The sequence below is a fragment of the Isoptericola halotolerans genome (genome assembly GCF_003003075.1).
Taxonomy (GTDB): Bacteria; Actinomycetota; Actinomycetes; order Actinomycetales; family Cellulomonadaceae; genus Isoptericola; species Isoptericola halotolerans_A.
This window is the reverse complement of sequence record NZ_PVTX01000001.1, coordinates 289,000-311,643: the sequence shown is the minus strand read 5'-3', so window position 1 is coordinate 311,643 and position 22,644 is coordinate 289,000. Positions and strand designations below refer to the sequence as shown.

At 71.4% G+C, this 22,644-nt stretch carries 22 protein-coding genes and 1 tRNA gene; 6 read left to right on the top strand and 17 right to left on the bottom strand.

Annotation, left to right across the window (positions count from 1 at the left end):
• Nucleotides 1-16: 16 nt before the first annotated feature.
• From mnhG to dcd, 8 genes are all read right to left on the bottom strand, one after another.
• Complete coding sequence (mnhG, locus tag BCL65_RS01485) at nt 17-538, bottom strand: monovalent cation/H(+) antiporter subunit G (protein ID WP_106264515.1); 522 nt, start codon at nt 536-538, stop codon at nt 17-19.
• Nucleotides 535-867, bottom strand: coding sequence for a monovalent cation/H+ antiporter complex subunit F (locus BCL65_RS01480; protein ID WP_181340692.1), 333 nt, complete (start codon nt 865-867; stop codon nt 535-537). Before BCL65_RS01480 ends, mnhG begins: the two co-directional genes overlap by 4 nt.
• The gene (locus BCL65_RS01475) at nt 867-1,469 is read right to left on the bottom strand and encodes a Na+/H+ antiporter subunit E (RefSeq protein WP_106264513.1); all 603 of its coding nucleotides are present in this window, start codon (nt 1,467-1,469) and stop codon (nt 867-869) included. The genes BCL65_RS01480 and BCL65_RS01475 overlap by 1 nt, the downstream gene beginning before the upstream one ends.
• Entirely contained in the window at nt 1,466-3,070 is a 1,605-nt protein-coding gene (locus BCL65_RS01470; RefSeq protein ID WP_106264511.1) for a Na+/H+ antiporter subunit D, read from the bottom strand. Before BCL65_RS01470 ends, BCL65_RS01475 begins: the two co-directional genes overlap by 4 nt.
• Nucleotides 3,067-3,612, bottom strand: a complete 546-nt coding sequence (locus tag BCL65_RS01465; RefSeq protein WP_106264509.1) for a Na(+)/H(+) antiporter subunit C — start codon at nt 3,610-3,612, stop codon at nt 3,067-3,069. The genes BCL65_RS01470 and BCL65_RS01465 overlap by 4 nt, the downstream gene beginning before the upstream one ends.
• Complete coding sequence (locus tag BCL65_RS01460) at nt 3,609-6,494, bottom strand: Na+/H+ antiporter subunit A (RefSeq protein WP_106264507.1); 2,886 nt, start codon at nt 6,492-6,494, stop codon at nt 3,609-3,611. Before BCL65_RS01460 ends, BCL65_RS01465 begins: the two co-directional genes overlap by 4 nt.
• 87 nt (nt 6,495-6,581) lie before the next feature.
• A complete protein-coding gene (locus tag BCL65_RS01455) occupies nt 6,582-7,706 on the bottom strand; it encodes a hypothetical protein (RefSeq protein WP_106264505.1) in 1,125 nt (374 codons plus the stop codon).
• 104 nt (nt 7,707-7,810) lie between these two features.
• Nucleotides 7,811-8,386: a dCTP deaminase gene (gene dcd / locus BCL65_RS01450; protein ID WP_165799930.1), complete on the bottom strand. Its 576-nt coding sequence runs from the start codon at nt 8,384-8,386 to the stop codon at nt 7,811-7,813.
• Nucleotides 8,387-8,491: 105 nt separating this feature from the next.
• On the opposite strand from dcd, the gene BCL65_RS01445 reads away from it, so the two are divergent.
• Nucleotides 8,492-8,562, top strand: a tRNA-Gly gene (locus BCL65_RS01445).
• A 135-nt stretch (nt 8,563-8,697) separates the two neighbouring features.
• Nucleotides 8,698-9,945, top strand: a complete 1,248-nt coding sequence (locus BCL65_RS01440; RefSeq protein WP_125206476.1) for a tyrosine-type recombinase/integrase — start codon at nt 8,698-8,700, stop codon at nt 9,943-9,945.
• Between the two features lie 14 nt (nt 9,946-9,959).
• Here BCL65_RS01440 and BCL65_RS01435 read toward each other — a convergent pair whose 3' ends face one another.
• From BCL65_RS01435 to BCL65_RS01425, 3 genes are all read right to left on the bottom strand, one after another.
• Nucleotides 9,960-11,663: an ATP-dependent nuclease gene (locus BCL65_RS01435; protein ID WP_165799929.1), complete on the bottom strand. Its 1,704-nt coding sequence runs from the start codon at nt 11,661-11,663 to the stop codon at nt 9,960-9,962.
• Between the two features lie 354 nt (nt 11,664-12,017).
• Entirely contained in the window at nt 12,018-12,488 is a 471-nt protein-coding gene (locus tag BCL65_RS01430; RefSeq protein ID WP_106264497.1) for a DUF4395 domain-containing protein, read from the bottom strand.
• 136 nt (nt 12,489-12,624) lie between these two features.
• Nucleotides 12,625-13,116, bottom strand: a complete 492-nt coding sequence (locus BCL65_RS01425) for a GNAT family N-acetyltransferase (RefSeq protein ID WP_106264495.1) — start codon at nt 13,114-13,116, stop codon at nt 12,625-12,627.
• Nucleotides 13,117-13,227: 111 nt separating this feature from the next.
• Between BCL65_RS01425 and BCL65_RS01420 the strand changes: the two genes are divergently transcribed.
• Nucleotides 13,228-13,719, top strand: coding sequence for a DUF6328 family protein (locus tag BCL65_RS01420; RefSeq protein WP_243400782.1), 492 nt, complete (start codon nt 13,228-13,230; stop codon nt 13,717-13,719).
• A 35-nt stretch (nt 13,720-13,754) separates the two neighbouring features.
• Here BCL65_RS01420 and BCL65_RS01415 read toward each other — a convergent pair whose 3' ends face one another.
• A complete protein-coding gene (locus tag BCL65_RS01415; protein WP_106264493.1) occupies nt 13,755-14,720 on the bottom strand; it encodes a CU044_5270 family protein in 966 nt (321 codons plus the stop codon).
• Nucleotides 14,721-14,731: 11 nt separating this feature from the next.
• A complete protein-coding gene (locus BCL65_RS01410; protein ID WP_125206475.1) occupies nt 14,732-15,292 on the bottom strand; it encodes an RNA polymerase sigma factor in 561 nt (186 codons plus the stop codon).
• Between the two features lie 247 nt (nt 15,293-15,539).
• Here BCL65_RS01410 and BCL65_RS01405 point away from each other — a divergent pair, with 247 nt between their 5' ends.
• Nucleotides 15,540-16,859: a hypothetical protein gene (locus BCL65_RS01405; RefSeq protein ID WP_125206474.1), complete on the top strand. Its 1,320-nt coding sequence runs from the start codon at nt 15,540-15,542 to the stop codon at nt 16,857-16,859.
• 12 nt (nt 16,860-16,871) lie between these two features.
• On the opposite strand, the gene BCL65_RS01400 is transcribed toward BCL65_RS01405, so the two are convergent.
• From BCL65_RS01400 to BCL65_RS01390, 3 genes are all read right to left on the bottom strand, one after another.
• Nucleotides 16,872-17,918 carry a pirin family protein gene (locus BCL65_RS01400; protein WP_106264487.1) on the bottom strand — a complete coding sequence of 349 codons (1,047 nt, stop codon included), beginning with the start codon at nt 17,916-17,918 and terminating at the stop codon, nt 16,872-16,874.
• A 755-nt stretch (nt 17,919-18,673) separates the two neighbouring features.
• Nucleotides 18,674-19,681: a hypothetical protein gene (locus BCL65_RS01395; protein ID WP_106264485.1), complete on the bottom strand. Its 1,008-nt coding sequence runs from the start codon at nt 19,679-19,681 to the stop codon at nt 18,674-18,676.
• A gap of 71 nt (nt 19,682-19,752) precedes the next feature.
• Nucleotides 19,753-20,319 carry a DinB family protein gene (locus BCL65_RS01390; RefSeq protein ID WP_243400781.1) on the bottom strand — a complete coding sequence of 189 codons (567 nt, stop codon included), beginning with the start codon at nt 20,317-20,319 and terminating at the stop codon, nt 19,753-19,755.
• Between the two features lie 52 nt (nt 20,320-20,371).
• Here BCL65_RS01390 and BCL65_RS01385 point away from each other — a divergent pair, with 52 nt between their 5' ends.
• Nucleotides 20,372-20,977, top strand: coding sequence for a TetR/AcrR family transcriptional regulator (locus BCL65_RS01385; RefSeq protein ID WP_106264483.1), 606 nt, complete (start codon nt 20,372-20,374; stop codon nt 20,975-20,977).
• Between the two features lie 27 nt (nt 20,978-21,004).
• Here the strand turns inward: BCL65_RS01385 and BCL65_RS01380 are convergent, their stop codons facing one another.
• Nucleotides 21,005-21,892: a sugar phosphate isomerase/epimerase family protein gene (locus tag BCL65_RS01380; protein WP_106264481.1), complete on the bottom strand. Its 888-nt coding sequence runs from the start codon at nt 21,890-21,892 to the stop codon at nt 21,005-21,007.
• Between the two features lie 104 nt (nt 21,893-21,996).
• On the opposite strand from BCL65_RS01380, the gene BCL65_RS01375 reads away from it, so the two are divergent.
• Nucleotides 21,997-22,638 (top strand): HAD family hydrolase, encoded by a 642-nt coding sequence (locus tag BCL65_RS01375; RefSeq protein WP_106264479.1) that lies wholly within the window; start codon nt 21,997-21,999, stop codon nt 22,636-22,638.
• The last annotated feature ends 6 nt before the right edge of the window (nt 22,639-22,644 follow it).

Sequence of the window (22,644 nt, the reverse complement as noted above, 5' to 3'; positions counted from 1 at the left end):
CGAAGGTCCTGCCGGTTCAGTGGTCCCGGGGCCGGCCGGCGGGATCGTCGTCCAAGGTGCGTCCCGGACCACCGGGCCCGGGATGGTCCGGCTCAGCGGAGTCGGCGTCGACCGGCCCGGCACCGTCGGCACCGTCGTCGGCACCGTCGTCGGCACCGTCGGCGTCCTCGTCGTCGGGGGCGTCGAGCGGTCCCGCCATCTCGTTCGGCCGCAGCACGGCCTCGTCCACCTTGCCGGTGCGGAACCCGGCGCGGCTGACCAGGTGCGCCGCCACGGGCGCCGTCGCGAGCTGGAACACGGCCACCAGGACCAGCATCGACACCGCCGACCAGCTGCGCACCCGCAGCGCGAGGGCGAGGAGCAGCAGGAGCAGGCCGAGCACCTGCGGCTTGGTCACCACGTGCATCCGGTCGAGCAGCGAGGGGAACCGCAGCACCCCGACGCCGGCCGCGAAGGTCAGGAAGGCGCCGGCCAGCAGGCAGATCGCGGCGACGACGTCAGCGACCGTCGTCCAGGTGCCCGCGTCGACCTCCGTCATACGGGCTCCTCCTCGTCCGTGGACCCGGCTTCCGCTGGTGCGCCCGACTCCGCCGCCCCGTCCGGCCGGGACCCGGACTGGCGGACGCCGAACCGCGAGATGACCACCGAGCCCACGAACCCCACCAGCGAGAGCGCCAGGAGGATCGGCACCGTCTCGGTGCGTCGCGACCACACGGCCTCGATGGCGATCGCGCACACGAGGCTCGCCGTCAGCAGGTCCAGGCCGAGCGCGCGGTCGAGCATCGAGGGGCCGCGCTCCACGCGTACCAGCGCCATCAGGGCGGCGGCCGCCACCAGCACCGCCGCGATCACGACCACCACGACCATCAGGTCTGCACCTCCTCGTGGTGCTCCGTCGGCCCCGCCAGGCCGCACCGCTCGAGGACGGCGTCACCGGCGAGGGCCCGCAGCACGCGCTCCTCGAGCTCCTCGGTGCTGCGGCGCACCCCGTCGGCCCCGCCGAACCCCTCGATGTCGAGCACGTGCACGAACACGCGACCGGTCCGACGGCTGGTCTCCACCGCGAGCGTCCCCGGGACCAGGGTGGCCAGCACCGAGGTGAGGGTCAGGAAGACGTCGTCCGGGTTGCGCAGCTGCACCCGCACGATCGCCCCCTGCGGCGGCGGGCCGGGCCGCAGGGCGGTCCAGGCCACCTGGAGCGAGGCGACCACCAGGTCCGCGACGAACCGCCACGCGAGCCGGCAGAACGGCAGGAACCGGAACGCGGCGTCGGCCTTGATCGGCGGGAGCGGGAAGGCCACCACCACCACGACGGCGAGGAGCGCGCCCGCGATCACGTTGGCCCAGGACAGGTCGCCCCACAGCAGCACCCAGACGGCCGCGAGCAGCACCACGGCGGGCCACTGGGCCACCGGGCGGCCCACCACACGGCGCAGGGCGCCGGCACGACGGCGCGGTTGCTCGGTCATGGCTGCCCCTCGTCCTCGGAGACCTCCACCGACTCGCCCGTGCCGCGCTCCGACCCGCCGGGGTACACGGCGTTGACGTAGGTGAACCCGTCCATCGAGGTGCGGGCGGCCCGCTCCGCATAGCCGTACAGCGGCCCGGCGACCACGGTGAGCGCCAGGCCGAAGGCGACGAGGGCGCCCGCCGGCAGCACCAGGCTGCGCGGCAGGGCCAAGTCCCGCGCGACGCCCGACGGCGCCTCCTGCCAGAACGCCTTGTTCCACGCCTTCACGACGGCGTAGAGGGTGAGCAGCGACGTGACCACCGATCCCACGACCAGCGCCCACGCGAGGCCCGACCCGTCCCGGACGCCCTCGGTGATCAGCCCCACCTTGCCCAGGAACCCCGAGAACGGCGGGATGCCCGCGAGGTTCATCGCCGGGACGAAGAACAGCACGGCCAGGACCGGTGCCAGGCGGGCCAGACCGCCCAGCCGGTCCAGCGACGTCGACCCGCCCCGCCACTCCACGAGCCCCACCACGAGGAACAACGCCGTCTGGACGGAGATGTGGTGCACCACGTAGAAGATGGCGGCGGCGGTGCCCGCCTCGGAGGCGAGCGCGACACCGAAGATCATGTAGCCGATGTGGCTCACCAGCGTGAACGACAGCAGCCGCTTGACGTCGTTCTGGGCGACGGCGCCCAGGATGCCCACCAGCATCGTGGCCAGCGCGAGAGCCATCAGCACGCGGTCCACGGCGTCGTCGTCGGGGAACAGCAGCGTCTGGGTCCGTAGGATCGAGTAGACGCCCACCTTGGTCAGCAGGCCCGCGAAGACCGCCGTCACCGGGGCGGGGGCGGTCGGGTACGAGTCGGGCAGCCAGGCGGCCAGCGGGAAGATCGCCGCCTTGATGGCGAACGCCAGGAGCAGCAGGGCCTGCAGCGCGAGGCGCACGGTGGGGTCGATGTCCGGCAGGCGCTCGGCGAGCTGCGCCATGTTGACGGTGCCCGTCGCGGCGTAGATCAGGGCGATCGCCGTGAGGAACAGCAGCGAGGACATCAAGGTCACGACGATGTACACGGACCCGGCCCGCACCCGTTCCGCCGTCCCACCGAGCGTCAGCAGCACCGCCGACGCCGCGAGCAGGATCTCGAAACCGACGTAGAGGTTGAACAGGTCGCCCGTGAGGAACGCGTTGGCGACCCCCGCGGCCAGCACCAGGTACGTCGGGTGGAAGATCGCCACCGGGATCGTCCCGCCGAAGCGGCCACCCTCGCGGGGGTCCTCCCCCTCGGGGATGCCCTGCCCGAGGGAGTAGAGGAGCACGCACAGCAGCATGACGCCGCTCACGGTGAGCATGAGGGCGGAGAGCCGGTCGGCGACCAGGGCGATGCCGACGGGCGCCGCCCAGCCGCCGACGTCCACCACCACCGGGCCGTTGTCCGCGGCCGCCATGAGCCCGGCCGACGACGCCGTCGTCACCGACAGCGCCGTGACGCTGATGACCCGCTGGACGTTCGCGTACCGGTGCAGGGCGAGCGTGAGACCGGCCGCGAAGAGCGGCAGGAGCACGGGCAGCGGCACGAGGGTCTGCACGGACCACAGCGCAGCGGTGTCGATCATCGCGCACCACCACCCTGCGGGCCGTGCTGGTCACGCTCGTCACGCTCGCGCTGCGCGCGCAGCCGTTCCGCGCGCTCGACCACCTGGTCGTAGACGGTGGCCGCCTCCTCGTCCAGCGTCTCGCCCGTCTCGGCCGCGTCGGAGTCCTCGTACGCGGGCGCGTTGTCGGCGGCCTGCCGGGCCACGCGCCGGTCCTCCTCGTCGTCCGCGACCTCGTCGTGGCCGTGGAGCTGCCAGGACCGGTACGCCAGCGCGAGCACGAACGACGTCAGCGCGAGCGTGATGACGATCGCCGTGAGGATCATGGCCTGCGCGAGCGGGTCGCTCATCCGCACGTCCGCCGGGGCGTTGCCCACCACCGGCGACGCCCCCGCGCGGCCTCCCGCGACGAGGAGCATCAGGTTGGCGCCGTTGCTCAGCAGGACGATGCCGAGCAGCACCCGGGTGAGCGGGCGGTCCAGCAGCAGGTAGACGCCGGCGCCGCACAGCACGCCCACGGCGAGGAGCAGCACGGCCGACGGGGTGTTCTCCAGGACGATCACGCGACCCCCTCCGTCGAGCGGGGACGTGACCGCTGCTCGCTCTGCCGGTCGATCTCGGCGCCGAGGGTGCGCAGCAGGTCGAGGACGAGGCCGACCACCACGAGCATCACGCCGACGTCGAAGAAGAGCGAGGTCACCAGGTGCACCTTGCCCAGCACGGGCACGGTGAGGTCGATGATGACGCTCTCCAGCACCTCGTTGCCGGTCAGCAGGGCCGCCAGCCCCACCCCGGCGGACAGGAACAGCCCGGAGCCGAGCAGCACGCCCGGCTGCACCGGGAGGGCCTCGCCCAGCTCGTACCCGCCGCCGGCCAGGTAGCGCACCGTCAGCGCGATGCCCACCATCAACCCTGCCGCGAACCCGCCGCCGGGCGCGTTGTGGCCGCTGAAGAGCAGGAACAGCGCCACGACGATCATGGCGTGGAAGATCAGCCGGGTGACCACCTCGAACATGACGGAGCGGCGGGCGGGCGACACGGTGCGCCCGGCGGCGATCCACACGTCACGGGTGTGGCCGTCCGGTCCGAGACCGTCGGCGTCGGCCCGGGAGAGCCGGAGCAGCTCACCGCTGCGCTGCCGCAGGAAGACCATCGACGCGACGCCGGTCGCCGCGACGAGGATCACGGAGATCTCGCCGACGGTGTCCCACGAGCGGATGTCGACGAGCGTGACGTTGACGATGTTGTGGCCTCCGCCGAACTCCACGGCCTCCTCGGGGAAGTCCACGCTGATCGGGATCGCGACCCGGGCCAGCGGGGCCGCGAACGTCAGCGCCATCATCACGGCGCCGGTGACGACCGCCAGGACGAGCCGGAGCCACCGGCTGGCCGCCAGCGGCCGGTCGGAGAAGTACGTCGGCATCCGGCGCAGCACCAGCACGAGGACGACGAGCGTCACCGTCTCCGTGAGCACCTGGGTGAGGGCGAGGTCGGGGGCGCCGTGCAGGAGGAACAGCCCGGCGTTGCCGTACCCGGCGACGCCCACGAGCACCACCGCCTTGAGGCGTCGCCGCGCACGGGCGGCGAGCACCGCGGCGGCCACCACCACGGCCACGACGGCCGCCTGCGCCGGCCGGTCCCAGGCCACCGCCGCGGGGACCACGGTGCTGCCGCCCAGCAGCCCCGACGCGATCACCGCCCCCGGTGCCATCGCCAGCACCACCAGGATGATGCTCAGGTAGACGGGCAGGGAACCGCGCTGGGTGGCGCCCGTGACGTCGGCTGCCAGGTCGTCGAGCCGGCGCATCGACCGGCGGTAGACCAGGTCCGCAGCCCGCGGGGACCAGGCGAGGCCCTGCAGCCGCTCGACCGCACGCCGCTGCCAGAACAGGACCGCCCCGCCCGCGAGCACCAGCACCGACAGGCCCAGCGCCGGCGTCAGGCCGGCCCACAGCACCAGGTGGCCCGGCTCGCCCGCCGGGTAGGACGCGGCGTACGGGCCGAGCAGCCGCTCGCCCGTCGACGGCGTCAGGCCCGCCGCCAGCCCGAGCAGGCCGAGGACCAGCGGCGGCAGGACGAGCAACCAGGAGCGCCGCCCGACCGGCGTCGGCTCGGCCGCTCCGCCGTCGGCCGCCGTCGGTTTGGTCCCGAACGCGCCCCAGAGGAACCGCAGGCTGTAGGCCACGGTCAGGACCGAGCCGACGACGACGGCGACCAGCGCGACCACCACCACCACGCCCCCGCCGTGGGTCGCGTCGTGCCAGAGCCCCTCGAGCGCCGCCTCCTTCGCCACGTAGCCGGCGAACGGCGGCAGGCCGACCATGGACGCCGTCGCCAGCGCGGCCGCCGCGGCGGCGACCGGCATGGTGCGCCACAGGCCCGAGAGCTTGCGCATGTCACGGGTGCCCGTGGCGACGTCCACCGCGCCGGCCACCAGGAACAGCGCACCCTTGAACATCGCGTGCGCGCCCAGCATCGCGAGCCCCGCCAGGGCGAGCGCGCGACTCTCCAGGCCCACCAGCAGCACGATGAGGCCGAGCTGGGACACGGTGCCGAAGGCCAGGACGAGCTTGAGGTCGTGCTGGCGCAGCGCGCGGTAGCCGCCGAGCAGGAGCGTGCCGCCGCCCAGCAGCAGGACCAGCCACCGCCACACGGCCAGCTCGGCGAACCCGGGGGCGAACCGCGCCACGAGGTAGACGCCGGCCTTCACCATGGCCGCGGCGTGCAGGTAGGCCGACACCGGCGTCGGCGCCACCATCGCCGCAGGGAGCCAGAAGTGGAACGGGACGAGCGCGGCCTTGGTCGCGGCGCCGGCGATCAGGCACACGGTGGCGACGACGGCGGCGGCACCGGTGGGCGGGGCGGCCACGACCTCGGAGATGCGCCACGTGCCCGTCGAGACACCCAGGACCACGAGGCCCACCAGCATCGCGAGGCCGCCGCCCGTCGTCACGACGATCGCCTGCATCGCCGCGCGCCGGGAGGTCTTGCGCTCGGCGTAGTGACCGATCAGCAGGTAGGAGAAGACGGTGGTGAGCTCCCAGAAGACGAACAGGAGCAGCAGGTCGTCGGCGGTGACGACGCCGATCATCGCGCCGGCGAAGGCCGTCAGGACGGCGGCGAACCGGCCGGTGCCCTCCGCGTCCCGGGAGAAGTAGGCGCTGCAGTAGACGAGCACCAGCGCGCCCACGCCCCCGACGACGAGGAGCAGCAGCCACGAGAGCGTGTCGAGCCGCAGGTCGATCGACAGGTCGAGGCCCGGCACCCACGGGGTGCTCGAGACGGGGAGGTCGCCGGCGGCGACCCGCTCCGTGCTGGCCAGCGCGTAGGCGGCGGCCGACGCGGGCCCCAGGGCCAGCACCCAGAACGCACGCCGACCCCACCAGGCGACCAACGCCGGCGCGGCGAGCGCCAGCAGGAAGGTGAGCAGCAGGACCGGCAGCACGACACTCCGTCCGTCCGGGGGCGGGGCGGGGGCTTCACTGTATCGCCGGACCTTCGATGAGGCCGGTCGGCGGTGGGCGACGCCGGGCTACAGGTCCTCGGGGGCGAGCAGGAACTCCGACTCGTCCGCGATCTCGCCGCCGACCGCCGCCTGGATGGCGGCCGCCACCTTGCCGACCAGGTCCGAGGCCCGACGGCGCGCCACGACGAGCGCGGGCTGCGGGAACTCCCGCTGCGCCTCGTGGAGGTCCGGCGGGTCCCACACGACGCGGTAGCAGATGGCGCCGCCCGCCGCCCACGGCAGCTCCTTGACGAGCAGGGGCAGCACCTCGTCGCCGCTGACCTCCACCGTGACGTAGCCGTCGTGGCCCAGGTCGATGGTGAGCCCGTACCCGTCCAGGACCACCGGCTCCTGGAGCGCGGCGATGTCGAAGTCGTCGGCGCGGGCGTGCAGCGCACGCCGCACGTCGGGATCCATCTTCTCGCCCGGGTAGAGCGGCTTGTCCGCGATCCCGGGCGGCGGTCCCTGGTAGTCGGCACCCTCCGTGGCGAGCACGACGCGCGGGTGCACCTCCTGCAGGACCCGGTGGGCGGCCTGCGGGTCCAGCCAGATGTCCGACCAGACGGTGAGGTCGACGGCGGCACCGGGGTCCGGGGTGAGCACGACGCCGGCACCCGGGCCGCGCCGCGCCTCCTCCGCCGGGTCCCACAGCGCCGCGACGTCGAGCCGCGCCGAACCGCCCAGCCGGCGGGCGGCCGCCACCAGCCATGCCACGACGCGCTCCTCCTCGCGGTTCGGCAGACCCGAGGGGAAGGATCGGGCGATCCCGTCACGGTCCCCGCCGCCGGGGAACGGTGGGTCGTCCCAGCGCTCGCGCGGGGTGATCACGTCGAACACCATCTCGGTGCTGCTGGGCAGGCCGAGGTCCATGCCGTCACCCCGCGGGGCGTAGGGGCCGTGGACGTGGCTGTGCCGGGTCAGGCGGAGCACGCCCGGCTCTCCCGGGGCGGCGATCCGTCCGGCGGGCAGGTCGGCCCCCAGGAGGGAGGCCGGAGCCACGTCCCAGCGCGCGCCCGAGAACCGGGACATCGCCAGCACCTCCACCTCGTCGACCTGGACGTCGGCGGGCACGGCCAGCAGGTGCCGGGCCTGGTGGCCCTGTGTGGTCGCGCGTGGCAGCGGTGGCAGGGACGGTGGCGACTGCTTGGCCATCTGACGGAGCTCCTTCCGGGACCGGGGCGCCGCGTCGTGCCTGGTCGTGGAACCCGCGCGGCGGGACCGAGCGTACCGACGTCGGCCACCCCGGTAGTACGCGCTCATACGTCCGAGCGGTGGAAGGACTGCCAGGACCGGCTCGCCGTCGGGCCGCGCTGGCCCTGGTAGCGCGATCCGTAGCGCTCCGAGCCGTACGGGTGCTCGGCCGGCGAGGAGAGCCGGAAGAAGCAGAGCTGGCCGATCTTCATCCCCGGCCACAGCGTGATCGGCAGGGTCGCCACGTTGCTCAGCTCGAGGGTGACGTGCCCGGAGAACCCCGGGTCGATGAAGCCCGCGGTGCTGTGCGTGAGCAGACCGAGGCGGCCGAGGCTGGACTTGCCCTCGAGCCGCGCGGCGACGTCGTCGGGCAGCGAGACGGCCTCGTAGGTGGAGCCGAGGACGAACTCCCCCGGGTGCAGCACCATGGGCTCACCGGGTTCCACCTCGACCAGGCGGGTCAGCTCGGGCTGCTCCTGGGACGGGTCGATGAACGGGTACCGGTGGTTGTCGAACAGCCGGAAGTACCGGTCGAGCCGGACGTCGATGCTCGACGGCTGGACCATCTGCGGGTCGTAGGGGTCCAGGGCGACGCGCCCGGCGTCGAGCTCGGCACGGATGTCGCGGTCGGAGAGCAGCACGTGGACACGGTAGTCGGCCGCCCCCCGGCGTGCACCGCGCGCCCGGTTTCGGCATGTGGCGGGGTGTTGGGTATGATCGGGACGCGCGTCGTCGAGGACGATCGTGCGGGTGTAGTTCAATGGTAGAACTTCAGCTTCCCAAGCTGATAGCGCGGGTTCGATTCCCGTCACCCGCTCTCCAGTGAATGTGCTGGTCAGAGTGAGTTTCGCCCCCGACTGGGGCCGCTCTGGAGCACGTGGGCAACCTGCTTACGTGCCCCAACGTGCCCAGCGGCTCCGCCGCCAGGGCAGGAACGCACGGAGTGACCGCCATGCCGACCCAGCGTCGCAACTCCTCCCGTCGAGCCACCGGCTCCGTCCGCCGCTTGCCCTCGGGCCGGTGGCAGGCTCGGTACACCGGTCCGGACGACGTCCGCCGCACAGTCGGCACCTACCCCAGCCGAGCCGACGCCGAGGGCGCGCTGGCCGTCGAGCTCGCCAAGTCCCACCGGGGCACCTGGCGTGCACCTGAACTCGGCGCCGAGCCGCTGGCCGACTACGCCCGTCGATGGTTGGACCGCCAGCACCAGCTCGCACCCCGGACCCGGGCGCTGTACGAGCGGCTCCTGGCCCGCTGGATCGTGACACCCCAGCCACTGCCGGGACACCCGACGATGACATTGGACCTCGGAGCCACCGAACTGCGAGCACTTTCCGTGACGCTCGTGACCGACTGGTACGCCGCGGTCACCGTGGCCGCGCGCGAATCGGCTACGTCCAGGGCGAGCCGCACCGCCAAGGTCTCCGACACCCAGGCCGCTCGCACCTGGGCCGCAGCGGCAGGATGGGATACCCATCGGACGGGGCGCTTGCGCTGGGAGGTCCTGGACGCCTGGCATGACGCTGGCAGCCCGAAGCCGTCCAGTGAGCCTCCGGGACCGGGCGCCGGACGCACCCAGGCGGCGCAGGCGTACCGGCTGCTGCGGACGATCTGCTCCGGGGCCGTCCGGGAGCGCCTGCTGGACCACAACCCCTGCCAGGTGCCCCGCGCTGGCCAGGTTCACGCTGCCGAACGTGTTCCGGCCACTCCGGCCGAGGTAGCCCGCATCGCCGCAGCCATGCCGCAGAAGTACCGAACAGCCGTGCTCGTGGCCGCATGGGGCGGACTGCGCGCCTCTGAGGTCTTCGCGATGGAGCGACGGCACGTCGAAGTGCGACGAGACTCCTCCGGCGCCGTCGTCGGGGCTGCGGTACGGGTGGAGCAGGCGCTGGTCGACATCGGCGGACAGCCAGTGACTCTGGGACCGCCGAAGTCGTCCGCGGGGCGCAGGACGGTCCACCTGCCACATGCCACCGCCGTCGCCCTTGTGACTCATCTGGCCGAGTGGACCGCGCTGGAGCAGCGGGCGCTCGTGTTTGCGACTGAGACCGGTCGACCGCTGCGCGCCGGGGCACGCACGAAGATGTTCGATCGGGCCCGCGTGGCTGCCGGTGTGCCGCACGTGCGGTTTCACGACCTTCGGCACCACGCGGCGACGCTTATCCATCACACCACGCCAGGACGGTTCAACTACCGGTAAATCACCGTGCCCCCTCAAGAGTTGACAAAATCGCGGACCGGCACACTCCTGATGGTCTCCTCAACTTCCGCATCAAGCCATCGAACCAACTCGCGCAGGTAGTCGCCGGGATCTCCGCCATCTCGGATCCCTCGCGCCAAGACCGATTTATACTCTTCAAGCACCTTCTTCTTGACGGACAGGCGCGCACCTGGTGCCGCCGACTCTAGACCGAGCTTCCCGCTTGGAATATGCAATTTCAGGTGCTCTGTGGGGAGATAGCGCTCGATCCCGAACCATGAATCATCAAGATCCGGATTCACGCAACTCGCGTCACATGTAAGAGCGCGAGAATAGGCATGGACTCTTAACTGATCGTTATACTTATTCGCATCAGTGGCCTCCCAATCCCGAAGCACAATAACAGGAGCAATATCGGGCCGCGAGGCAATCACCGACTTGTTCCATCGAAGGTACTGCAACACAGAATCTCCACCGACGTCCTGGCCGAGCGCTTCCTGGGGTGAAAGCAATACCCATCGCGGCCGCAGATCAAGCGATTCAATTGCAGCCTTCAAGTAGATCGCGTCAAACTTTCCTTCGACGATAACTACTGGACGATCGGTGGACACGAAGAGCGGATGCTGGAAATTAGTAATCTCGCGTCGCGTGGCGGAGCGTAGGGCCTCCTTGGCGGAAGACTTTGTGGCGTACGTGTCGCCATCTGCGCGCTTGTCGGTTGTCCAGGCAGTCGCAGCGACTCGAAGGAACTCGGCCTGATGTGTCGTTACCAGTACCTGACGTCGGTCATCCAAAGCATACTTTGCGAGGTCAACGGAGAATTGCGCACGCAATCCAGCGTGGAGAAAACTCTCCGGCTCCTCCATTGCCCAAACACTCGCCTGCACCCAACCGAACCCGCCCGACCTTCGAGTGCGGTCCGCTAGGTCGAGGATGTGGAGTAGCATGAACGACTGCGCCCCGGACCCTTCGTACTCTGGCGCGCGAGACTGCCCACCGGAAACTGCGCTGAGACCCACGTCAAATAGCAGATCTGCAAAATCGTCGGGCAACGATGCGGAGATGCTGGTCCCGGGTAGCCCTTTCTGCAATTGCGCAGAGACTCCGCCGAACATCCGGTCGCCCAGCCGCCCGAGCTCCGAAAGAACGTCATTAACGTTTGAATCTCGGTATGCGTTCGTTCTTCGTAGGCGCGCGACGAGGCTGCCCCGAAGTGGCTCGAGTTCTTGCCGGATCAAATCCGCCGGCCTGGCATGGTTCGGGATGTAGACAAACCGAACCGCCCGGATGTAAGCCAGGATCGAGGAGAGGTCGTCGGCAGTCGCATCGGTCATGCTCTCGAGAGTCGGCCCGAATCGGAAGGTTTCCTGGTTCGCCTGGGTATCTTGCGCCAAGCTCCATACGCGCTCAATGACGATTGAGTTCGTGATTCCGTGATTACTCTCAAAATCTCGTTGCTTTGGGACCTTCAAAGATGCTCCGAGAGCCAGTCCGACAGTCACCGCTACGCGCTTCTTCTTCCCCACGGGGGCATGTGAGCTGTAATCGGTTCCGAACCGTAACGGCTCAAGCCCCTCGTCGACATGGTTGTTAAAGAACAGGTTCAACGCACGGAGAATGTTGGATTTCCCGGCACTGTTCAATCCCACAATTGCATTGTATCCATCGAGGCCGTCCATTGTTAGCGATCGAATGGATCGGAAGTTCTCGATGTGCACATAGTTGACTACAGAGCGCACCCGTCCTCCTTCGGCATGGTACCCGAATCGTATCTGTAAGTGCCCACTGCTGCCGCTAGTTGCCCGGGTGAGGTTCTTGGGGCGCGCCGCCGCTCGTCGTGCCCTGGACATGCCCCTACGAGCTGGTCCTTGGCGGTAGGCAACGGCTCCCACGGGTACTATCGGCCCAGGTAGACGGCCTCGGAGGCTGGCTATCTCGCCAATCGCAACTGCATGTGGCAGCTTCCCAAGCTGATAGCGCGGGTTCGATTCCCGTCACCCGCTCCGCAGCACGCAGGGCCCGGCCAGGACGGCCGGGCCCTTCGTCGTCTCCCGCCGCGGGGGCACGGGCCCTCACCCGGCGTGCGACCGCCTCCGGCGAGCCAGCCGGTAGATGGCGCACCCCGCGCACCGGCCCGTGGCGGCGTCGACGGCGGCCGCAGCCACGACGACGACGATCAGGGCGCTGGCCGGACCGTCGGCGCCGAGGACGAATCCCACCAGTGCCACGGCGGTCAGCACGAAACCGAGGAGCTGGGCGAAGCGCGCCGAGCGAGCGTCTACCAGTTGCGTCGCCGCGCCGATCCGGGGCCAGACGACGCGCGCGAAGAGCTGTGCCCACACGGACCACTGCACGCTCACGAACGCGGTGAAACCGAACACGGCGACCTGCGACGCGAGCAGCCCGAGGGCGAGGGGCCGAGCGGCGCCGACGGTGAGCAGCACGACGGCGAGCACGATGGCCGTGGCGCCGGCGGCGAACCGCAAGGCGCGCGGATCGACCTGGTTCCTCAGGGGACACGAGGTGATCTCGAAGCCGCCCATGTGGCGCTCCTGTCGGTGCGGGCCGCTGTCGAACTCACGGCACCCTTCACCCTACTCTTCGCGCTCGGTCCGCTCTCCTGCCGAGCGTGGCCCAGAGCTGGCCGGTTCTGGATCACCAGCTCAGACTCGGCCGAAATCAACGGACGTGGCGAACCTCGGCGAGGCCGAGCTGTTCGTCGACGAACCGCGCACCGTCCGGGACGAACCCGTTGCGCTCGTAGAACCGGCGGGCCCGGGGGTTGTGCTCCGCGACCCAGAGCTGGGCGGGCGCGTCCGGCGGCAGCACGGCGTCGAGCAGCGCCTGGCCGGACCCGGTCCCGTGGTGCGCCGCGAGGACGTAGAGGAGGTACAGCTCGCGGTCGCGCACGGGCCCATGGGTCCCGACCTGTCTGCCGCTGCCGCCGAAGGCGATCCCGACGATCCGGCCACCGGACTCGGCCACGGTGACGGTCCTGTCCCCCGCGAGCCAGCGCCGCCAGGTCGCGACGCGCCCGGCCAGGGTGTCGGAGTTCCAGTGGTCCGCCCGGAGCAGCCCGGAGTACGTCTCGACCCACGAGGTGTGGTGGACGAAGGCGCAGCCGTCGGCGTCGTCCGGCGTCGCGGCACGGAGAACGAATCTCGCAGGCATCCCAGCATCATGCCTCGTCGAGCAGCATCGGGACGCAGCCCGCACACCGGTGCGACGTGTCGGCGCCGATGGCACGATGAGGTGCCCATCAGCAGTCGCGGAGGAGGCACGATGACGGACACCGCCGGAATGCCGGAGCACCGCCAGGACAGCCGGGAGGAGTCGCCGGACGAACGCTCCGACCGCAACTGGGTCGAGCTGCTCCAGGAGCTGCGCGTCATGCAGACCGGCGTACAGATCCTCACCGGGTTCCTGCTGATCCTGCCGTTCCAGTCGCGCTTCCAGGACCTCGACGCCTTCCAGCGCAACGTCTATCTCGTCGACCTCTTGACGTGCATCGCGGCCACCGGACTGTTCGTCGCGCCGGTGGCCATCCACCGCGCACTCTTCCGCAAGCACCTCAAGCAGCCGGTCGTCACCGTCGGCGACCGGATGACCCGTGCCGCCCTGGTGCTGCTCGCCGTCGCGCTGTCCTCCACGGCGCTGCTCGTCTTCGACGTCGTGCTGGACCGCACGGCAGGCCTGATCGTCGGCGGCGGGTGCGCCCTGCTGCTGCTCGGGCTGTGGGTCGTGCTGCCCGTGGTCATCCGACGACGGCATTGACACCACGCCGGCGCACGCCGACAGGTACCACCGGTTCAGCAGGACTGCTCGGGTGCGGAGCCGGGGCCGCAGAGCGGGGGCTCCGGCGCCGGTGCTGCATCCCGGTAGCCCTGCTCCAGCACGGTCGAGCGGAACAGCAGCGAGTCGTCGAGGTCGTAGACCCGGGTCTCCAGCAAGGACCCGTCCCCGGGATCGAGCAGAAGCTCGTACCGCGGCAGCCTCCTGTCGGTGAAGTCGGCCTGGATCGCCGTCGCCTCGCGCCCGGCGCTGTCGGTGACGGTCCCGACGAGTTCCACGCCCGAAATGCCGGAGAGAACTTGCCACAACCCACGACGCAACTCTGGTGAAGCAGGGCTCTCCTGCAGCATGCCGACGACCTGGTTCCACAGGTCCCAGTCACCGCCGTGTCCCGAGACGGCAAGCTCTGCGGTGAGTTGCCGGGAGAGCGCATCAGGATCGCTGGGCAAGGACTCGAGCTCTGCCCAGGTGAGCTGCACACCGTCTCCGAACCCCGCGATGGTCCCGTCGTCGTTGCTCATGTCCTGCACCCGCACCAATTCAGGATCCAGGAACGACACGCCCGCTTCCCATGCTGCGAAAGCGGCCGAGGACTCGCTTCGCAGGAGGAAGCTGTCCGCAGACCTCCAGACCTCGCGCTGGTACGGAACCGATCGCGGATCGTCCTCTTGTGACCGCACGTACCAGTACTCGCCGTCCTCCACCGGCTGGACCGCGGCACCGGCTGCCGCCTCGAGCAGGACGTACCGTGCCGATGCCGGTGTCGTGGCGAACGTCCCGGCGAGCAGTGCGGTGGCGAGCGCGGCTGCGGCTGCGGCCCCTCGGGTCCACAACCGCCGTCGGTGCGAGCGGCGCACGGCGGTCCGCGGTCGAGCCATGATGCGGTACAGCACGGATTGGGCTCGCGCGGTCTCGGCCAGAGTCAGGGGGCCGGTAGGCACAGGGTCGGCGTCAGCCAGGCGACGCATCACCGGGTCATCCATCAAGCTTTTCGTCATGGCGTTCCCTTGAGGGTGGACGGCGTGGAGTCATGAGCGACGCACGGAGTGGAACCCGTGGCCGCGTGCGGTTCGACGTCGGAGAGCAGGCGCTTGAGGCGCCGGCGCGCGCGGCTGAGGCGGACGGAGAAGGCCGCTCGTGTGCAGCCGAGCACCTGAGCCGCCTCGCGCCCGGTCAGGCCGTCCCAGGCGACCAGAGCAAGTGCCTCGCGGTCGACATCACTCAGCCGGGCCCACGCGACATGCAGGTCCACCGTCATGGCTGTCAGACCGACCTCGTCATATAGCGGCTCCCGCTCACCGCCGAGCCGCAGCTCGAGCCGGCGTCTCCGTCCCTGGACACGCCGGTCCTCGGCCAGCACGTTCCGGGCGACGCCGAACAGCCACGGACGGACCTCACGCGGCACGGCGCCCCACTTTCCCCACGCGATCGTGAAGACCTCGGCCGCGAGGTCCTCGGCGGCGTCGGGCCCTGCACGCCGCTGCACGAACCGCAGCACCTCGGGGTACATCGCGCGAAAGACCTCGCTGAACACCATGTCCGGGCCGGCTGTCACGACCTCATCCTTCGTCTCACACCCCTACGTCGTTCGACCGCGCGCAAGTGCAACACACGGTGTCGACGGTGCCGTTGGCGTGCCGCGATCTCCTCGCGGGCACCATGCCGAAAATCCGATATCAGACCAAAAGGACATTGTCGCTCGACAGGCACGTTCCGCACTTCGTCGATACGCTCCGACAAATCGATGTCGATCGGCTCGGGGGCTCGATATGTCGTTCCGCTTTCCTGTGGTCGCCACTGTCGTGGCCGCTCTGCTCCTGGTCGACGTGACCGCCGCCGCGGCCGCCCCGGACGTGCGGGAACCGCACGACGCCAGCCCTGTGACCTGGGAGTCCTCGGTGGACTCGTCCCGATTCGGGCGTTCGTCGGCGAACGACGGCACCCGCGCCCTGGCGACGGCGGCGACCACCAGCAAGAAGCAGCACACCGTGCAGGTCGTCGTCGCGACACCGAAGAACGTCTCGCAGAAGCGCGTCAAGAAATGGATTCGCCGCTCTGATGTCGACCGCCTCCTCAAGGAGGTGTCGGTCTACTGGTCCGAACAGTCCGGCGGCAAGGTGAAGTTCGTCCGCTCCGGAAAGGTGCGACGGATCAACACGGGCGACGGGGCGTGCCGCACCACCCAGCAGGTGATCAAGCAGGTCAAGCGCGGCGGGTCCAAGCACTACGGCAAGCGCTGGTACACGTCCGCCGACCGCGGGCCGGACCGCCGAGCCCACCTCGCCGTGCTCTTCCCCTACCGCAAGGGCGACTACGCGGGCGGGTCCCGCTACGGCACGACCTGCGGGGGCAAGGTCGGCCTCGGCTCGATGCCGTCGACGGCCGGGCGCAACTCGCCGGGCGGGTGGACGTTCTCGCTCTTCGGCGGGCCGAACGGCTACGGCTCCGGGCAGCGGTGGGGCCACGGCCAGTACGAGAAGGGTGTCGCCACGCTGGCGCACGAGCTCGCGCACAACATGGGCCTCGAGCACTCCGGTGTCGGCTGGTGCGAGGGCAAGGCCGACGGCGGATTCAAGAGCTCGCGCTGCGGGGCCGCCGAGGGCCTGGACCCGCTCGACCTGATGGGGTCCGAGTTCGCGGCCGACGGCGTCCCCGCGCTCTCCGGCGCCCAGAAGCGCCGGCTCGGGGTGCTGCCGCGGTCGGAGCAGCGGTACGTGGGCGCCCGGGACGGCAACCAGACAGTGCTCCTCACCGCGCGGCACCGCGACACGCGGCGGCCCACGCTGGTCCGTGCCCGCGACCCGCGCACCGGTGACGTCTACTTCATCGAGCTGCGGCGCGCGGAGCCCGGCGTGCGCTACCCGTACACCCGCCTGCCCTACCGGGCGTCCTCCGACTACACCGTGCGGTACGGCATCACCGTGAGCCGGATGGCCGGAGGTTCCTCCACCTGGGCCTACCCGGGGGAGCACCTCATCGTGCCCATGGGGCGCGAGTCGAACCGCCGGTCGACCATGCGGGAGGGGCAGACGTTCATCAGCCGCAGCGGCGACCTGAAGATCAAGGTGGTCAACATCGGCACGGGGATGCGGAGCGCCAAGCTCCGGATCACCTTCCCCTGACGACGGCGGGGCTCACTCCCCCGGTCGCCGGCGTGGTCGGAGCCGGACGTCCGGGAGGGCCGGAGCGCGCAGCGGCCCGCTCGCGTACCCGTCGACCCGGCCGAAGCGCCGGTCGGCGGATCCCGCGGCGTAGCCGGTGCCGCCGTCGTCCGCATCGGTGACCTGCGCGGCCCAGTCCGCGCGCGCCTCGACGATCTCTTCGTGGCTGCGGCCCACGAAGTTCCACCACATGACGACGTCCTCGGCGAACGGCGTGCCGCCGATGAGGACCGCGCGGACGGGTGCCTCGCCCGCCGAGACGACGAGCCGGCGGCGGCCCGGTCCCGCGTACGCCAGCGTGCTCACCGGGACGATCGCCTCCTCCAGTCGCGCCTCGCCGGCATCGACGAGCAGGCCGTGCTCGAACCCGGGGTCGACGTCGAGCTCGACCGACGCCCCGGCCTCCAGGTCGAGCTGGGCCCCCACGAGCGGGGTCCAGGTGCGAGCGGGCGACACGAGCGTCTCGCCCGCCACCCGCAGCGTGCCCATGAAGACCTGCACCCGGGCGCCGGCATGCACGGCGACGGGCAGGTCGGCGTGGTGCTCGAAGGCCGGTTCGCCGTCCTTCGACTCGCCGGGCAGCACCGTCCACAGCTGGACGCCGTGCAGGGTCGGCGGCCGCGGGTGCTCGGACGCGCCCTCCGGCGACTCCTCCGAGTGGGAGATGCCGCGGCCCGCCGTCATGAGGTTGAGCTCGCCCGGGCGCACGGTCTGCAGCGAGCCGACGGAGTCGCGGTGCAGGATCTCCCCGGCGAACAACCAGCTCACCGTCTGCAGCCCGATGTGGGGGTGCGGCGGCACCTGCATGCCGGCCGACGACGAGACGTCGTCCGGGCCGTAGTGGTCGCAGAAGCACCACGCCCCGATGAGGGACCGTCGGCGTTGCGGGATGGTGCGGCGGACCGTCATGGCGCGGGGTCCCCCGAGCGGGACGTCGCGCGCGTCCAGCAGCTCGATGCCGCCGGCCGCGCTCCCGGCCTCGCACACCTGCTCGGCAGGACGCGTCTCGAGGTTGCTCATGGGCCGAGGTTACGCGCGGTCACGCTCCCACGGGCGGCCGAGGCCCCCGGGGCGGCCGGGGGCCTCGGCATCACCGCGTTCCCCAGCGATCGCTGTCGGGGCGCTGCGTCGACGTCACAGCTCCGGATCTTCTGCCAAACCGGTCGAGGCCTGATGCGTCGTCGCCTCGGCCGGCCCGTTCTCCGCAGAGTCCTCGGACGCGGCTGGTCTTCCGGCGCCGCCGGACACCCGTGTCGTCACCCACGGCCCGCACTCGGTGCGGATCGGCCCGTCGTTCTCCGGTCGACCTTCATCCCGGCGGTCTGCGCCACTGCCACGTCACCGTGATCCGTGCCACATCCCGTCGAGACCGATAGCCACGTTTCTAGACCCGCTGGAGGAGGTCTGCAAGGGGTCGGGGGCCGTGGATCTTCGGCCACAGCGTCGTCCACAGCCCGACGCCCGGAATCCCCATACCGTCCACAGCCCTGTGGAAGAAATCTGTGGACGACACGCCAGCACCGGCGCGCCGTCGGGAGGTTCGACGGCGGGAGGCCGGTCGAGTTGTCGACCGCGGGAACAGCGTGGTAACGAGTCGCAGCCGCAGGATCCTGCGGGTCCGAGCCGTTCGAGAGGGATGTCCGGCTCGCCCGTCCCGCCACCGAAGTCCGCCGATGAGCCCAGCGTTCACCGGCGTCGTCGCAGGTACCGGCGCACGGCGCCGGTCCTCCACACACCTGTGGACAACGGCGGCGGCGTCCCCCGGCGCCACCCGCTCAGATCCAGGCGCGCGACGCCGTGCGTTGGTCCTCGGCCGTCCGCCGCTCGACCTCCGCCGTCGTCGCGAGGAAAGCCCCGTCGTCGACCATCGCGCCGCCGACCGTCGAGTGCAGCAGGAGGGCGATCCGCGCGATCATCGCCCGCATGCGCGCCCGGGCGATGACGTGGACCCCGGAGGGCTGCTCGAGACCCAGCTCGTAGGGGTCCTGCGGCACCCACGCCATCCGGTAGGTGTGCGGCCCGTACTCGCGCCAGTCGAGCCCGACGAGGGCGCGCGGCACGCGTTCGACGCGTTCCGCCTCCACCGTGATGGTGCCGTCGTAGGGAGTGCGCGCCACGAGGCGCGTGCGGGCCGTGCCGTCGGGGGCCGTCGTGCTGGACTCCTGCTCCGCGGTCGCGACGAACGAGCGCAGCAAGCCGAGCAGCTCGTCGGGCGGGACGAGGTGGGCCGCGAAGAGGGCGAGGTCCACGGCGCTCGCCGGGTCGGGGTGCAGCAGCTGGCGCCCGTCGGCGAGCAGCACCCCGCTGGTCTTGCGTGCCACCGCGACGCCCCACTGGACCAGCCGGAGCTCCTCGCCCTCGGGCAGCCCGGCCGCGAAGGCCCGCGCGATGCCGTCGCGGTCCTCCGTGGTCGTCGGTCGCCCGGCACGGGCGTCGAACATGCCGTCGACGCGGCCGAGGGCGTACGCCGCGGCGCGCCCGGTCAGGCCGGCCTGCGGCGACAGCGTCTCGCTGACCGGGAACGGCCCGGCCGCCCCGTGCTCGTCGCCGACGCCGAGCACGCCGGGCCCGGCCTGCTGGGCGGGTCCGGTGGCCATGCCCCGGAAGCGTGCGCCGCCGTGGGGCCGCGGGGCGGCGTCGGCCCGCGGCTCCTTCAGCCACCGCACGTCCGGGAACCATGCGTCGGCGAGTCCCCGGACACGGTCGGGCCCCCACGCCTCGGGCACGACGAGGACGTGGTTCGAGGCGTGCTCCGGCGGGACGAGCGTCTGCACGTACGACATGTCGCGCAAGGTACTCCTCCCCGCCGTCCGCCATAAGCCCCGCGTGTTACAGGCGTGTGACGGGCGGCAGGTCAGGCGCGCACGTCGTGCAGGTGGTGGACGACGTCGTGGAGGAAGTACCGCCCGAAGGTCCGCACCGTGAAGGTGGACCCGTTGGAGCGCTGCCCGACCCGCTCGAGCTGGTCCGCGCGCACGGTGTCGAACCGGTCGGCGACGGCGCCCGCGGCGTCGGCCAGCTCGGTGGCGACCACCGCGGGGTCGGCCTGCGCGTACCCGCCGGCCACCGCCGCCGCGTCCTGGTCCCAGTTCGGGAAGGCCGCGCCGTCCGTCGCCAGCATGAGCGCGAGCCGCTCGTCGAAGACCCGGAAGACGTCGCGCACGTGGGCCGCGTACTCCAGCGGTGACCAGACGCCGGGGGCGGGCCGACGCCGGACCTCGGGCCGGGCGAGGACGCCCTGCCAGGCCGGGACGGTCGCCCGGACGGCGTCACCGACGGCGAGGGGGTCGACGCCGGTCGGGTCGAAGCCGCACTCGTCGCACGGGCGCTCGATCACCCACGTCCAGTCCTTGGTGTCGGGGACGATGCCGTCACGGATGCCCTCGCGCTCCGTCTCCCGGCCACCGGTGTCATCAGTCACAACCGGGAGGATAGCGGCCCTTGACCTGACACACGCTGCCTATGATGTCAGCATGCCCAAGATCATCGGCAAGAGTCTGCACGAGCACCGCCAGATGACCCGGCACAAGCTGTTCGCGGCGCTGTCCACGCTCATGGCGGAGCGCGGGTTCGACACGATCACGCTGGCCGACATCGCGACGGCGGCCGGCGTGGGGCGCACCGCGGTGTACAACCACTTCTCCGACAAGGAGTCGCTGCTCCTCGGGTTCATCACCCACGAGACCGAGCAGTACGCCCTGACGCTCGAGCGCGCGCTCGCCGAGGTCCAGGACCCCGTGGAGCAGCTGCGCACCTACATCCGCCAGCAGGCCCAGCTCGCGCGGGTCTTCCACCTGGCGCCCGGCCCCGACCTGCGGACCGTGCTCTCCCGGTCGACGCAGAACCGGCTGCGCGAGCACGCCGAGATCGTGGAGTCCATCCTCAAGCGGATCCTGCACGAGGGCATCGCCGTCGGCTCGTTCCCGCGCCAGGACATCGAGCCGACCGTGCAGCTCGTCAACGCATGCCTCTCGGGCCGGCTCATCCCCGAGGAACCGGAGGCCCGGGAGCGCGCCATCAGCGCAGCGGAGACGTTCGTGCTCCGCGCGGTCGGCGCACGCCCCTCGCTGGCCGCCTGACCCCCGCGGGGCCAGGAGCCCGCCAGGTCAGGAGCCCGCGAGGCCGTGGCGCTCCGGCTCCCACGCGTCCGCCGGACGGTGCCGGTGCTCCGGGGGCGGCGGCGTGTACGGGACGGGCTCCGGCGAGAGGTAGGCGCGCGCGAACTCCAGCCCGGCCACGAGGTCGGTGTGCCGCTCGTGGGCGTCGTACGCCTTGCGGGTGGAGATCTCCAGGACCACGTCGCCGTCGAACCCGGAGTGGGCCAGCTCGGTCAGCACCTTGTCGCAGTGCATGTCGCCCCGGCCCGGCACGAGGTGCTCGTCGCGCGCGTTGAACGTGCCGTCCGCCAGGTGCACGTGCCGCAGGCGGTCGCCGAACTCGTGGAGCAGGCTCAGGCCGTCCTGCTGCGCGATCGCGGCGTGCGAGAGGTCGAGCGTCACGGCGTCGTAGCCGTGCTCCATCGGGTCCCAGCCGGGCAGGTACGCCTTGAGCTCCCGGTCGAGCCGGGAGTGGGGGCGCCACGGGTACATGTTCTCCACCGCGACGGTCACCGGGCTGGCCGCGTTGAGCTCGCGCACCTGCTCCTCGAAGCTGCGGGCGTAGCGGTACTGCCAGCGGAACGGCGGGTGCACGACGACGGTCCGCGCCCCCAGCTCGCCCGCCATGTCCACGGCTCGGGCGAGCTTGTCCGCCGGGGACCGCCCCCACACCCGCTGGCTGACGAGCAGCGTCGGGGCGTGGATCGAACGGATCGGCATGCCGGTGTCGGCCGCGAGCCGCGAGAGCGCCTTCGGGTCCTGCGTGGCGGGGTCGGACCAGACCATGACCTCGACGCCGTCGTAGCCGATCTCGGCCGCGGACTCGAAGGCGAACGCCGCACGGCGCGGGTAGACGGACGCTGTGGACAGCGTCACGGGGATCGCCGGATCGGTCATGTCACTCACCTTAGGCCGGGGATCTGAACGTGCGCTGAACACGCTACCTCTGCCCCCCGAAGAGCGCGCATCCCACGCCCGGCGCGGAGGCTAGGCTCGGGCCCATGGTGCGCGCGGTGGTGTTCGACGTCGGTGAGACCCTCGTGGACGAGACCCGCATCTTCTCCCGCTGGGCGGGCCGGCTCGGCGTCCCGGCCGGCACGTTCCTCGGCCTGATCGGCGCCTGCGCCGCCACGGACCGTCCGCTGGAGGATGCGTTCGAGCTCGCCCGGCCCGGCCTCGACCTGCCCGCGGAGATCGCCCGGTGGGCCGTCGACGACCCGGACGACCTGCGCGAGAACTTCGACGCGGACGACCTCTACGACGACGTCCGCCCCGCTCTGGCCGCGCTGCGCGACGCCGGGTTCGCCGTCGTCGTCGCGGGGAACCAGCCGCCCCAGGCGCGTGCCGCGCTCGAGGCGATGGACCTGCCCGTCGACAGCATCCGCACCTCCGACGAGTGGGGCGTCGAGAAGCCCGACCCCCGGTTCTTCGCCGCGGTGGCGGAGCTGACCGGCGTGCCGCCGTCGGACATCGCCTACGTGGGCGACCGCCTCGACAACGACGTGCTCCCGGCGGCCGACGCCGGGATGCGGCCCGTGCTGGTCCGTCGCGGCCCGTGGGGGTACCTGCACGCGACGCGCCCCGCCGCGGGCCGCGTCGACGTCGTCGACTCGCTGCTCGAGCTGCCGGGCCTCCTCGCCTGACGGCGG

Excerpts from the sequence above, each read along its gene's own strand:
- BCL65_RS01395 (WP_106264485.1), bottom strand. The coding sequence starts at position 19,681 with ATGTCGTACGTGCAGACGCTCGTCCCGCCGGAGCACGCCTCGAACCAC.
- BCL65_RS01420 (WP_243400782.1), top strand. The coding sequence starts at position 13,228 with ATGACGGACACCGCCGGAATGCCGGAGCACCGCCAGGACAGCCGGGAG.
- BCL65_RS01440 (WP_125206476.1), top strand. The coding sequence starts at position 8,698 with ATGCCGACCCAGCGTCGCAACTCCTCCCGTCGAGCCACCGGCTCCGTC.
- mnhG (WP_106264515.1), bottom strand. The coding sequence starts at position 538 with ATGACGGAGGTCGACGCGGGCACCTGGACGACGGTCGCTGACGTCGTC.
- BCL65_RS01455 (WP_106264505.1), bottom strand. The coding sequence starts at position 7,706 with ATGGCCAAGCAGTCGCCACCGTCCCTGCCACCGCTGCCACGCGCGACC.
- BCL65_RS01430 (WP_106264497.1), bottom strand. The coding sequence starts at position 12,488 with ATGGGCGGCTTCGAGATCACCTCGTGTCCCCTGAGGAACCAGGTCGAT.
- BCL65_RS01400 (WP_106264487.1), bottom strand. The coding sequence starts at position 17,918 with ATGAGCAACCTCGAGACGCGTCCTGCCGAGCAGGTGTGCGAGGCCGGG.
- BCL65_RS01415 (WP_106264493.1), bottom strand. The coding sequence starts at position 14,720 with ATGGATGACCCGGTGATGCGTCGCCTGGCTGACGCCGACCCTGTGCCT.
- BCL65_RS01480 (WP_181340692.1), bottom strand. The coding sequence starts at position 867 with ATGGTCGTGGTGGTCGTGATCGCGGCGGTGCTGGTGGCGGCCGCCGCC.
- BCL65_RS01425 (WP_106264495.1), bottom strand. The coding sequence starts at position 13,116 with ATGCCTGCGAGATTCGTTCTCCGTGCCGCGACGCCGGACGACGCCGAC.
- BCL65_RS01385 (WP_106264483.1), top strand. The coding sequence starts at position 20,372 with ATGCCCAAGATCATCGGCAAGAGTCTGCACGAGCACCGCCAGATGACC.
- BCL65_RS01380 (WP_106264481.1), bottom strand. The coding sequence starts at position 21,892 with ATGACCGATCCGGCGATCCCCGTGACGCTGTCCACAGCGTCCGTCTAC.
- BCL65_RS01470 (WP_106264511.1), bottom strand. The coding sequence starts at position 3,070 with ATGATCGACACCGCTGCGCTGTGGTCCGTGCAGACCCTCGTGCCGCTG.
- BCL65_RS01375 (WP_106264479.1), top strand. The coding sequence starts at position 21,997 with ATGGTGCGCGCGGTGGTGTTCGACGTCGGTGAGACCCTCGTGGACGAG.
- BCL65_RS01475 (WP_106264513.1), bottom strand. The coding sequence starts at position 1,469 with ATGACCGAGCAACCGCGCCGTCGTGCCGGCGCCCTGCGCCGTGTGGTG.